Annotated in this window: 10 protein-coding genes; 8 read left to right on the forward strand and 2 right to left on the reverse strand. The window is 57.5% G+C overall.

The window, feature by feature from the left end; genetic code table 11:
• Together ACIPF8_RS17175 and ACIPF8_RS17180 are read left to right on the forward strand one after the other, a co-directional pair.
• The coding region (locus ACIPF8_RS17175) for a YadA family autotransporter adhesin (RefSeq protein WP_400423321.1) at window positions 1-2,998 on the forward strand (2,998 nt) is incomplete at its 5' end.
• A 235-nt stretch (window positions 2,999-3,233) separates the two neighbouring features.
• Window positions 3,234-3,680 carry a DUF4019 domain-containing protein gene (locus ACIPF8_RS17180; RefSeq protein ID WP_400423323.1) on the forward strand — a complete coding sequence of 149 codons (447 nt, stop codon included), beginning with the start codon at window positions 3,234-3,236 and terminating at the stop codon, window positions 3,678-3,680.
• 81 nt (window positions 3,681-3,761) lie between these two features.
• Here ACIPF8_RS17180 and ACIPF8_RS17185 read toward each other — a convergent pair whose 3' ends face one another.
• A complete protein-coding gene (locus ACIPF8_RS17185; protein ID WP_400423324.1) occupies window positions 3,762-4,793 on the reverse strand; it encodes a cupin-like domain-containing protein in 1,032 nt (343 codons plus the stop codon).
• Between the two features lie 264 nt (window positions 4,794-5,057).
• Here ACIPF8_RS17185 and ACIPF8_RS17190 point away from each other — a divergent pair, with 264 nt between their 5' ends.
• Genes ACIPF8_RS17190 through ACIPF8_RS17210 form a run of 5 tightly spaced genes read left to right on the forward strand, consistent with a single transcriptional unit; the run spans window position 5,058 to window position 9,572 of the window.
• Window positions 5,058-6,284 (forward strand): amino acid ABC transporter substrate-binding protein, encoded by a 1,227-nt coding sequence (locus ACIPF8_RS17190; RefSeq protein WP_400423326.1) that lies wholly within the window; start codon window positions 5,058-5,060, stop codon window positions 6,282-6,284.
• Between the two features lie 24 nt (window positions 6,285-6,308).
• Window positions 6,309-7,172 carry a branched-chain amino acid ABC transporter permease gene (locus tag ACIPF8_RS17195; RefSeq protein ID WP_400423328.1) on the forward strand — a complete coding sequence of 288 codons (864 nt, stop codon included), beginning with the start codon at window positions 6,309-6,311 and terminating at the stop codon, window positions 7,170-7,172.
• Window positions 7,169-8,116 (forward strand): branched-chain amino acid ABC transporter permease, encoded by a 948-nt coding sequence (locus ACIPF8_RS17200; protein WP_400423330.1) that lies wholly within the window; start codon window positions 7,169-7,171, stop codon window positions 8,114-8,116. Before ACIPF8_RS17195 ends, ACIPF8_RS17200 begins: the two co-directional genes overlap by 4 nt.
• The gene (locus tag ACIPF8_RS17205; RefSeq protein WP_400423332.1) at window positions 8,113-8,847 is read left to right on the forward strand and encodes an ABC transporter ATP-binding protein; all 735 of its coding nucleotides are present in this window, start codon (window positions 8,113-8,115) and stop codon (window positions 8,845-8,847) included. The genes ACIPF8_RS17200 and ACIPF8_RS17205 overlap by 4 nt, the downstream gene beginning before the upstream one ends.
• Window positions 8,844-9,572, forward strand: a complete 729-nt coding sequence (locus ACIPF8_RS17210; RefSeq protein WP_400423333.1) for an ABC transporter ATP-binding protein — start codon at window positions 8,844-8,846, stop codon at window positions 9,570-9,572. The genes ACIPF8_RS17205 and ACIPF8_RS17210 overlap by 4 nt, the downstream gene beginning before the upstream one ends.
• Window positions 9,573-9,641: 69 nt before the next feature.
• Here the strand turns inward: ACIPF8_RS17210 and ACIPF8_RS17215 are convergent, their stop codons facing one another.
• On the reverse strand, window positions 9,642-10,988 hold the full coding sequence (locus tag ACIPF8_RS17215) for an MFS transporter (protein ID WP_400423335.1): 1,347 nt from the start codon (window positions 10,986-10,988) through the stop codon (window positions 9,642-9,644).
• A 154-nt stretch (window positions 10,989-11,142) separates the two neighbouring features.
• On the opposite strand from ACIPF8_RS17215, the gene cyoA reads away from it, so the two are divergent.
• Window positions 11,143-12,072 carry a ubiquinol oxidase subunit II gene (gene cyoA, locus ACIPF8_RS17220; protein ID WP_400423337.1) on the forward strand — a complete coding sequence of 310 codons (930 nt, stop codon included), beginning with the start codon at window positions 11,143-11,145 and terminating at the stop codon, window positions 12,070-12,072.
• Window positions 12,073-12,076 lie beyond the last annotated feature (4 nt).

Raw genomic sequence — 12,076 nt, forward strand, 5'->3', positions numbered from 1 at the left:
TGGCATCAATTCCTTGTCGACTGGCCTGAGCACAACCGATAGCAACCTTGCTTCGCTGTCAACCTCGACTTCAACCGGTCTGAGTACGACAAACAGCAACCTTGCTTCGCTGTCGACTTCGACATCGACCGGCTTGAGTACAGCAACCAGCGGCATCAATTCCTTGTCGACTGGCCTGAGCACAACCGATAGCAACCTTGCCTCACTGTCGACTTCGACCTCAACCGGTCTGAGCACGACAAACAGCAATGTCGCTTCGTTATCGACTTCGACCTCAACTGGCTTGAGCACAGCAACCAGCGGTATCAATTCGTTGTCGACGGGCCTGAGCACAACCGATAGCAACCTTGCATCGCTGTCGACTTCGACCTCAACTGGTCTGAGCACAACGAACAGCAATGTCGCATCGTTGTCGACCTCGACATCGACCGGTTTGAGAACGGCAACCAGCGGCATCAATTCGTTGTCGACTGGCCTGAGCACAACCGATAGCAACCTTGCTTCGCTGTCGACTTCGACCTCAACTGGTCTGAGCACAACGAACAGCAATGTCGCATCGTTGTCGACCTCGACATCGACCGGTTTGAGCACGGCAACCAGCGGCATCAATTCGTTGTCGACTGGCCTGAGCACGACCGATAGCAACCTTGCTTCGCTGTCGACCTCGACCTCAACTGGCCTGAGCACGACGAACAGCAACGTAGCATCGCTGTCAACTTCGACATCGACTGGCTTGAGTACCGCAACAAGCGGCATCAATTCCTTGTCGACTGGCCTGAGCACAACCGACAGTAATGTCGCCTCACTGTCGACATCGACTTCAACCGGCTTGAGCACGACAAACAGCAATGTGGCCTCGTTGTCGACTTCTACATCGACCGGCTTGAGCACGGCAACCAGCGGTATCAATTCCTTGTCGACCGGCCTAAGCACGACCGACAGCAATGTTGCCTCACTGTCGACATCGACTTCGACGGGTTTAAGCACAGCGACCAGCGGCATCAATTCGCTGTCGACCGGATTGAGCACGACCGATAGCAACGTCGCGTCGCTGTCAACATCAACATCGACTGGCTTGAGTACAGCAACCAGCGGTATCACTTCGTTGTCGACCGGTTTGAGCACAACGAACAGCAGCGTAACGTCGTTGTCGACCTCGACGTCGACTGGCCTGAGTACGGCAACAAGCGGTATCAACTCGTTGTCGACCGGCTTGAGCACTACCGATAGTAATGTGGCGTCGTTATCGACATCGACGTCCACCGGTTTGAGCACTGCAACGAGCGGCATCACTTCGTTGTCAACCGGCCTGAGCACAACAAACAGCAACGTGACGTCGCTCTCAACCTCGACCTCGACTGGTTTGAGCACAGCCACCAGCGGCATCACTTCGTTGTCGACCGGCTTGAGTTCAACTAACAGCAACATGACGTCGCTGTCGACATCAACCTCGACTGGCTTGAGCACGGCAACGAGCGGCATCACTTCGCTGTCGACTGGCTTGAGCTCAACCAACAGCAATGTAACCTCGCTGTCGACCGGGTTGAGCACAATCAATGGCAATGTCGCATCGTTGTCGACGGTGTCATCCAATCTGCAGAAAGATGGCGTCTATAATTACTTCAAAGCGGATGGCTTGCAAAATGGGTCAGACGATGCTTCGGTAAAAGCCGGAACCGGATCGGTGGCGATCGGCGCCAACGCGAATGCGACCGGCATGAATTCCGTGGCGCTCGGCGCGGGTTCGACCGACGGCGGAATGAGCAACGTGGTGTCGGTAGGTTCGGTGGGCAGCGAACGCAAGATCATCAACGTCGCAGCCGGGACCAACACCACCGATGCCGTCAACTACGGACAGTTGAGCTCGCTGTCGACGGCAACGGGGGCAGGCATCAGTTCCTTGTCGACCGGGTTGAGCACGACCAACAGCAACTTGAATTCGTTGTCGACTTCGACTTCGACCGGGCTGTCGACCAACACCAGCAGCATCAATTCGCTGTCAACCGGACTTTCCAGCACCACATCGAATGTGAGTTCCTTGTCGACCGGCTTGTCCAGCACGATCAGCAATGTGAATTCCTTGTCAACGTCGACATCGACAGGTATTTCATCGTTGTCTACCGGGTTGTCATCGCTGTCCACAGGTTTGAGCCAGGTCACGTCGCTTTCGTCAGGGCTGACTACACTTACTAACGGTGCAAATTCACTGTCGACGTCATTGTCTTCATTGGTGAATGCATCCAACCACGCCAACCAAACCGGCGCGACATTGGGCGGAACTACTATTGGCGCCTCCAACGGGGACGGCACCGCACAGACCCGGGGCATCAGCGGGACAGCGGTCAACACGGTAAACGTGGCCGGTTGCACCAGCGTCAACGGCATTGATGCCACAGGTTCCGGGCTGTGTGCGCAAGCGACCCAGGACGGTGCTACCGCTTACGGCTCGAATGCGCGTGCAACGGGTGTTAATTCGACGGCGATCGGCTTCCGTGCATTGGCTTCGGGAAGCGGAGCTGCAAGCCTGGGCAATAACGCGCAAGCCAGCGGGACTTCTTCTACCGCTATCGGACAGAATTCCCAGGCCATCGGAAACAATTCGGTCGCATTGGGAGCCGGTTCGGTGGCGAGCCAGGACAACACGGTTTCGGTTGGCGCTCCTGGCAGCGAACGCCGGATCACCAATGTTGCCGCCGGCATCAACGCCACAGATGCCGTCAACGTCTCGCAGTTGAACCAGGTGTCGTCGCAAATCGGTGATGTGCAGCGTCTGGCCTATAGTGGGGTTGCGATGGCAGGGGCACTTGCAGGTTTGCCGCAAGTCGAAGCGGGCAAGACATTCTCGCTGGGAGCCGGTATCGGCAGCTACGCCGGCTATACCGCGCTGGCAATTGGCGCCAGTGCGTATGTACGCCGCGACACCATCGTCAAGTTCGGTGTCAGCACCACCTCCGGCAGCCGTACGTTGATTAATGCCGGTGTTGGGTATTCCTGGTAAGGCAAGATGTTGTGTCGGCTATCCGTACGCACGGATAGCCGGCGCATCCATCTGACGTGTCTTGGAGGCGAGTCAGGCTCAGCTGTTGTCGGCCCGGGCATTCGCCCCCAAGACTGTCTATAGTTTGCCGCACTGAACACAATTCATAGTCAATAACAAACAATTCCAACGTGCACAGGCCAAGATTGGTTAATAATAGCGACATTAAAATAACGGTCCTGCCGAAAGGAATGTCATGATGAAGCGTATTTTTGTTTTGCTCTCGTTTATTTGCCTGCTTACAGGATTTTCAACGACTGCCATGGCGCAGGAGGGCAGCTCAGCCGATGCGCTGATTCAGAATGGCATCACGATCTTACAACAAATCGATCGTGACGGTTCCGGAGATGTCTGGGAAGGTGCGGCCAGCTTCGTCAAGGCAAAACTTCCAAAGGACACCTTCGTAAAGAATATCCGCCAGGCCAGAGCGACGATTGGCACAGTAGCACAACGGCGATGGGCGTCGGTCGTGCGGATTCGCTACAACACGCAGGCCGGCGATACGCCGCCAGGATTGTATGCCAATATTGATTACGCTACCGATCTTCGGGACGGCACGACGGTTTTCGAATTGATCAGCTTCCAACTCGATCCGAACGGTGTCTGGCGTGTGACCGGGTATGTCCCGCGCAATAAACAATAAAATACGCAATAAAATACGCAATAATTCACAGCAACGCCCGTAAGCCCGGCACTGCATTAGCGGTCCGGGCGCTTGTCGCAACTATGGCTGGAGCTTACTTGCCAGCCATTTCCTCAGCTGCGCCGCCGATTCCGGCGGCAGATCTCCAAGAACCCCATGGCGATGCGCTGGTATGTGTGCGGTCGGATCGGCGTCTGCGTCGAACGCGAAATGATTAAACATCGCGCCCCAGGCCGACCTGATTTCCGGTGGCAAGCCCCTCATATTCAGCAAGGCGTGGAAGAGGGCGTCGAACGGTGAATGCGGTTGGTCGGCGCTGCCGATCGAACCACCCCACCAGTAGTTAATCAATATATTGATCTTCCCAAGCGATTCGACGTGATGCCACCATAAGGTCGGAATATAAATCGCGTCGCCTGGCTCCAGTTCCGCCACTTGCGCGGCGGCCAGCGCTTCCTTGAATTTCGGATAGCGTTGAAAATCCGGCTGGTTCAGCGACACCATGCTGATTGGGGCGCCGGTTGGGGCGTAATCGAGCGGGCCGATATACAGATTGGCTACCTGCTCCGGTGGAAACAGCGTGAAGCGGCGGCGGCCGCTGACCGAGCAGGCGATATTGTGCGCCTCGTCGATATGCGCCGGGACCGTCACCTTGTTGCCTATCCATATCCGCGGCAAGATCGATGGATCAAGCGCGGTCAGCTTGTTTTCATCTAAAAAGCCGGGCATGCAATCCGCAATCCTGGCGCTCTGTACGGCGACCGACGGCGGCTCCGGGAATTGAGCGTAGCGCAGCAATTGATCGAGCACTGCCGACACCGGCAGCCGGTTGCGCATGAAATTGAAACCATTCATGTCGCCCTGATAGAAAATTCTGCCTTTTACCTCAGGCGGCGTCATGATGGCGTCGACATGGTTGCCATTGTCGAATCCATGCAGATAGCGGCAAACGGCTTCCGGCGAATTTAATCCATGCCGGACCACCGGCCACTTCCTGACAAATCCCCTTAGGACTGCTGGCCGGTACTGCGCAATGATTTCGTTCTTGAAAACCGCATCGTCAACGTCATGCCATTCTGGAATTTTTTGCAATTTCTGGCTTTCGGCAGTCATGTTTAGTGTGTCCGGCATCTACAGCGCGATCTTGCGAACCGGCGCAATTGGATATTCGGACACCGCCGGTCTCGTTCGGCTCGCCAATTCTAGCTGATTTTGCAGTAATTTCAGATCGCATCAAGCATGTCGGCGAAGGCGTCATTGCCGGCTAATGGCTGCCGCGCAAGGGCGATTAATTTGCTTTCGCTTGATCGCGGGAGTAAGCTTCATGCAGCCTGAATGAATATCACGAGTCGCAATTCCTATAAGAAAGCGCACATCATGTTAATTCAACGTTCACGTCTGCTATCTTCACATCTGCTATCTCGCCTGTTTGTCCTCCTCATCACTTGCTTTGCCGCCGGCGCTGCCCTGGCCCAGGATGTGGTCCTCGGCGCCTCGGTCCAACTGACCGGCCCGGTTGCCAATACCGGGCGCTATTACCGCGACGCCTACCAACTCGCGATCGATAAAATTAACGCGGCGGGAGGGGCCAAGGTCGGCGGCCAGTCGCACAAGCTGGTGCTGAGACTTTACGACAACCAATCCGACGTCAACCTGAGCGTACGTCAATACACACGGCTGGTGACCGAAGACAAGGCCAATTTGCTGCTGGGGCCATTCGCCAGCAATTTTGCGTTGGCCGATTCGGCAGTGTCGGAAAAGTACAAAATTCCGATGGTGCAGGGCGGAGGCGCTTCGGATCAGATTTTTTCACGTAAATTCAACTACATATTCGGCACCCTGGCGCCGGCCAGCAATTACTTTGGCAGCACCGTCGACATGCTCAAATTGCTCAAGCCGGCACCGAGCTCAGTCGCCTTGCTGTATGCGGACGACGCTTTTGACGTGTCGGTGGCGGAAGGCACCCGTCCCAAGCTGAAACAGGCCGGATTGAACGTCGTGATGGACGAGCGCTACAGCACCAATGCGACGGATTTCAATTCCCTGCTATCCCAGATCAAGAGCAAGAATGTCGACGTGGTGCTGGTCGCCGGCCATGAGACGGAAATCCTGAATTTCGTGCGGCAAGCCAAGAGCCTGGCGGTGGCGCCAAAACTGTATTCGTTTACGGTGGGCGTGCCGAGCGAAGATTTTCGCAAGGCTTTGGGCAAGGATGCCGATTACGCCTTCGGCATGACACCCTGGCTGCCATCCACCACCTTGAAGGATCGCTGGTTTGGCGATGCGCTGCAGTTCGCCAAGGAGTACAAGGCCCGGTTCGGCTATGACCCGGATTACCACGCCGCCTCAGGCGCTGCCGATGTAGAGGCGCTGGTGCAGGCCATGGAGGATGCCGGTAGTATCGATCCGCAGAAGGTGCGTGACGCCCTGGCAAAGATCAAGTTCGACAGCCTGTACGGCCCGATCGCGTTCAACGCGCAGGGCCAGATCGATTTGCCGCAAGTGGTGATTCAAGTGCAGGGCGAAAACCTGGCGGAAATCTACGGTGCGAAGGGCTTTGTGAAACAACCGAAGTATCCGATGCCGGCCTGGAACGCACGCTAAATCGCCGGCTGATCGAGGCGCCAGGTGGATCTGCTCGCACAAGTCCTGATCAACGGCACGCTTCTGGGCGGCCTGTACGCTGTCATGGCGCTCGGCTTGGCCCTGGTTTGGGGCGTGCTGAATATCGTCAACCTGGCGCATGGCGCTTTCATCATGCTGGGCGCCTACGCTTCCTGGTATCTCTACACTTACGCGCACATTGACCCGTTTTTGGGCTTGCCGATCACTGCGGTCATCATGTTTGGCGTCGGCTACGCTTTGCAACGCGGCTTGCTGAACCTGGTGATCCGGGCGCCGATGTTCAATACGCTGCTGATTACCTTCGGGCTGGAAGTGGTGTTGACCTACCTGGCGCAGCTGGTATTTTCCGCAGATTTTCGGACTATCAATCCGCCCTACGCCGGCAATAGCCTGACTTTTGGCCCGGTGGTGCTGCCGCTGGCGCGCCTGGGTGCGTTTGGCGTGGCGATCGTGCTGACAGTCGGCATGTGGTTGTTCCTGTTGCATACGCGCCTTGGACGGGCGATTCGCGCCACTGCCCAGAATCTGGTGGCGGCACGGCTGTATGGCGTCGAACCGCGTCACCTGTATGCGATGACATTCGGCTTGGGTATTGCGCTTGCCGGCGCTGCCGGTACGCTATACGGCACCGTGTCGCAGATCAATCCCTATGTCGGCGCGGCGCTCACCGCCAAATCCTTTGCCATTGCGATCATCGGCGGCCTCGATAATCCGTTGGGCGTGATTGTCGGCGGGCTGTTCCTGGGCATCGTCGAATCGTTAACGGCCTTGTACATCGGCCAGACCTTTGCCGATGTCGCCAGCTTCGGCATCCTGATCCTGGTGCTGGTTGTGCGTCCGAGTGGCTTGCTGGGGAAAACTTCATGAAGACATGGCGAATTTGCCTGCTGCTGGCCGCGCTGCTGCTGTTTGCCGGCGTGCCCTGGTATGGCTCGGATGTCCTGGTCCAGTTCGGCATCAACGCCTTGCTGCTGGCGGTGCTGGCGCAGGGCTGGAATATCATTGGCGGCTATGCAGGCTACGCCTCGTTCGGCAATTCGGTCTTTTACGGATTGGGCGGTTATGGGGTCGCCATCGCCATGGTGCAATGGCACCTGCCGTTCGGCGTGGGCATGCTGTTCGGTGTACTGCTGGCGGTTGTCTTCGCCGTCCTGCTGGGACTGCCGGTATTGCGTCTCAGGGGACACTACTTCGCGATTGCTACGCTGGCGCTGTCGCAGATCATGACGGCGATCGTCTCGAATATCGGGTTGGCCGGTCAGAACATCGGCCTGGTCCTGCCGCCGCTGAACAACGACCGATTGTTCTATGAATTGTCGCTGGGGTTGCTGACGCTTGCAACGTTGACTGTCTTCTGGCTGACACGCAGCCGCTTCGGCTTCGGGCTCATCGCCATCCGCGAAAATGAAGAGGCGGCAGCCGTCATGGGCGTCAACACGACCTTGTACAAGGTCCTGGCATTCGCGCTGTCGGGCGTTTTCAGTGCTTTGGCCGGCGGTATTCACGCCTACTGGATCACCTTCCTCGATCCGGAAAGCGCCTTCGACATCAGCCTCAACGTCAAGATGATCATCATGGCGGTGTTTGGCGGCCCCGGCACCGTGTTGGGGCCAATCGTCGGCGCACTGTCGCTGTCCGCCATTTCGGAGTTCCTGTCGAGCGAAGTGACTGCGATTGCCGGTTTGTTCTTCGGCGTCGTGATCGTGGCTGCGGTGGTGCTGATGCCGCTTGGCCTTGCCGATGTGCTGCGTCGCTTCCGTCGAAGCGGTTGGCGCTATTTCATCGAAAACATCAGGGCGCATCGGTTATGAGCGCGCTGCTGGAAGTGCGCCATGCGAGCCGGCGTTTTGCTGGCTTGATCGCCGTCAATGACGTCAGTTTGACGCTGGAGCAGGGCGAAATCCTCGGTCTGATCGGTCCCAACGGCGCCGGCAAGACCACCTTGATCAGCCTGATCAGCGGAACGCTGGCGCCGAGTTCGGGCGAGTTGCTGTTTCAGGGCGCTGCCATCAACGGCGTGCCGGCATTCCGCCGGGCGCGGCTCGGCATTGGCCGCACGTTCCAGATCATGCGGCCGTTTCCGGGGTTGTCGGTGCTGGACAACGTTGCAGTTGGCGCATTGTTCGGGCGCGAGGGCGGCCATGCCAAGCTGGCGCAGGCGCGTGAGCAGGCGCGCGCTTGCCTTGAATTCGTCGGCTTGAACAAGTATTCAGATCAGCGCGCCGATGAATTGGGCGGACCCGGGCGCAAACGGCTGGAGCTGGCAAAAGCATTGGCGATGCAGCCCAAGCTGCTGCTGTGCGACGAGATCATGGCCGGCCTGAATCACGTCGAGATCGATGAAGTCATCGATCTGCTGCGCAAAGTACGCGACAGCGGCATCAGCATCTTGGTGATCGAGCACGTTATCAAAGCCATCAAAAGCCTGTCGGATCGTTTGCTGGTGCTGCATCACGGAGAAAAGATCGCCGATGGCACGCCGGATGAGGTGCTGTCGGATCCCGTCGTGGTGCAGGCCTACCTGGGAAAGAAGCGTTCATGAGTGCCCAGGCGAACGTCATTCCTTTGCTTAAAGTCGATAACCTGAGTGCCGGCTACGGCGAAATGCTGGTGCTGCATGGCGTGAGCCTGGAAATTTATCCGGCTGAAATGGTGGCGCTGGTCGGCAGCAACGGCGCCGGCAAGACGACTTTGCTACGCGCGCTGTCGGGCATGCTGCCATGCAGCGGCAGCATTGTCATGAACGGGCGCGAACTGGTTGGCGCGATGCCTGATCAGATTTTCGGCATGGGCCTGGTGCAGGTGCCGGAAGGTCGGCAGCTGTTTGATCGGATGACGGTGCAGGACAACTTGTTGATGGGCAGCTATCGGCGCCAGGACAAGGCCGCCGTCGCGCGTGACCTGGACAAGATGTACGACATTTTCCCGCGACTGAAGGAGCGGCGGCGCCAACTGGCCGGCAGCATGTCGGGCGGTGAACAGCAGATGTGCGCTATCGCACGTGCACTGATGGCGGCGCCGGTGCTGATGATGATCGATGAAATGAGTCTCGGCCTGGCGCCAGTGGTGGCGCAGCAGCTAATGGATGTGCTGGCGGCGATTCAACAGGATGGCGTGACGGTGTTGCTGGTGGAGCAGGACGTGCAACTTGCCCTATCGGGCGCAAGTCGCGGCTATGTCATGGAAAACGGACGGATTGTGCACAGTGGCGCTGCCAAGACCTTGATCGACGATCCGGCGGTGCAGCAGGCTTACCTGGGATTGTAGGCTTGTTTAGGCCGGGGAAGGAGTCGATCCATTGGTCGAACTCGCTTCCCCGTAGGAGTGCAGTTTAGGTCAGTCGCGGATTTCCAGGGCGCGATTCAGGCTCAAGGCTGCCATTGAGCAAGCGGCGCCCGACAGCAGGTAGAAGCTGACGTAGGCCAGGCCGAAGTGCGCTGACAGCCCGAGTGCAACCAGTGGTGCGAAACCTGCGCCAACCAGCCATGCCAGATCGGAAGTCAATGCGGCGCCGGTATAGCGATACTTGGCAGGGAAATTTGCCGTTACTGCGCCGGCCGCCTGGCCGTAGGACAGACCAAGCAGGCTGAAACCTAGCAAAATAAATGCGTTCTGGCCAAATTCGCCGCCGTTCATCAAGGTCGGTACGAACGCGCTGAGGATGGCAATCAACAGTGCGCAGGCGCCAAGCGTGGTGCGTCGTCCAATGCGATCGGCAATCAAGCCCGAGGCGACCACGCCGACGGCCATGAGGACCGCGCCGATGATCTCGATGTGCAGGAAGTCGCTCGGTGCGCGCAACGAATACAAGGTGATCCATGACAACGGGAACACGGTGACCAGATGGAACAACGCATAGCTCGCCAGTGCCGCCAGGGCGCCGATGATCAGGTTGCGGCCTTGCGACCGGGTCATTTCGATGGCGTTGGTCGGTTCCAGTTCGCGTTCGTCGAGCAGGCGTGCGTATTCCGGGGTCGAAACCAGGCGCAGGCGGGCAAACAAGGCCACTACGTTAATTGCAAAAGCGACATAGAAAGGATAGCGCCAGCCCCAGTCGAGGAAATCGTCGGTCGTCAGGTTGGCGAGCATGTAGGCGAACAGGCTGCCGGCAACGATGAAGCCGATCGGCGCGCCGAGCTGGCCCATCATGGCGTACCAGCCGCGCTTGTTGGCCGGGGCGTTGAGGGCGAGCAGGGAAGGCAGGCCGTCCCAGGAGCCGCCGAGGGCAATGCCCTGGCCGATACGCAACAGCGACAACAGGACGATCGAGGCGAAGCCCAGATGCTCATAAGTTGGCAGGAAGGCAATGCCTGCGGTGGACAAGCCGAGGATAAACAATGCGGCGGTAAGCTTTACTTCGCGCCCGAAGTAGCGCTGGATTGCCATGAACGCAACAGTGCCAAACGGTCGCGCTAAAAAAGCAAACGAAAAGATGACGAACGCATACAATGTGCCTTCCAACTGCGGTTCAGACGGGAAAAAGACCGCCGGGAACACCAGCACTGAGGCTATAGCGTAGACGAAGAAGTCGAAATACTCGGAGGCGCGGCCGATAACCACGCCAATCGCAATTTCGCCCGGAGCAATTTCCGGGTGGTCAGACCTTGTAGTTTGGCCGTCTTTGACGGTTGACTGAGACGAAAAATTGGCGGAATGTTCGCTATTTATATGGATACTGGTCATGATCGTCATTTCTCACAAAGTAAGTTGCGGCCTGAGAGTGCGCCAACCCCTTCCAAATGTCGCTTGCAAGGGTAGGACAAAACGTCCAATCGCCAACGCACACCAGTAGTTGTACATTATCATGATTTTCTTGCTTCGACTGGAACTTTACTGCATGTTTTCTCTAATAGTTCGTCGCGGACTGCTCCTTCTCCCCGTCATTTTATTGGCCGGGTGCAATACGGTGGTAATGAATCCGTCAGGTGACATTGCCAAACAGCAGAGCCACCTCATCATCGTCTCCACATTATTGATGCTGCTCATCATCATTCCGGTGATCGCATTGACTATATGGTTTGCCTGGCGCTACCGGAAAAACAATACCGCGGCGCGCTATGAACCAGACTGGGATCACTCGACCCAGCTCGAACTGGTAATCTGGGGCGCACCGCTGCTCATCATCATCGCCCTCGGCCTGCTGACCTGGATCAGCACCCATACCCTCGATCCGTACCGGCCGCTGTCGCGCCTGGATGCAGACCGTCCGATTTCGGCCGACACCAAGACGCTTACCGTCGAAGTCGTCGCGCTGGATTGGAAATGGCTGTTCATCTATCCGGAGCAGGGTATCGCCACGGTCAATGAGCTGGCTGCGCCGGTCGACATGCCTATCCGCTTCAAGATTACCGCTTCGACAGTGATGAATTCGTTCTTCATTCCTGCGCTGGCCGGTCAGATCTACGCGATGCCAGGCATGGAAACCTCGCTCAACGCCGTCATCAACAAGCCGGGTGAGTTTGAAGGTTTCTCGGCGAACTATAGCGGCGCCGGCTTCTCCGGCATGCGCTTCAAGTTCCACGGCATGACAGCAGAAAATTTCGATCAATGGGTGAAAGATGCCAAGGCCGGTGGCGGAGCGCTGAAGCGCGCTGAGTACCTGGAACTGGAAAAGCCTAGCGAACGCGATCCGGTACGCCGTTTTGCGGCTGTCGATAGCGATCTGTACCACGCGATCGTCAACCGTTGCGTCGAGCCCGGCCAGGTATGCATGGACAAGATGATGGCCACCGATACCAACGTCAAGGCAGGTATGCATCATGAATAACCAC

The sequence above is a fragment of the Collimonas sp. NPDC087041 genome, assembly GCF_044745265.1.
Classification (GTDB): Bacteria; Pseudomonadota; Gammaproteobacteria; order Burkholderiales; family Burkholderiaceae_D; genus Collimonas.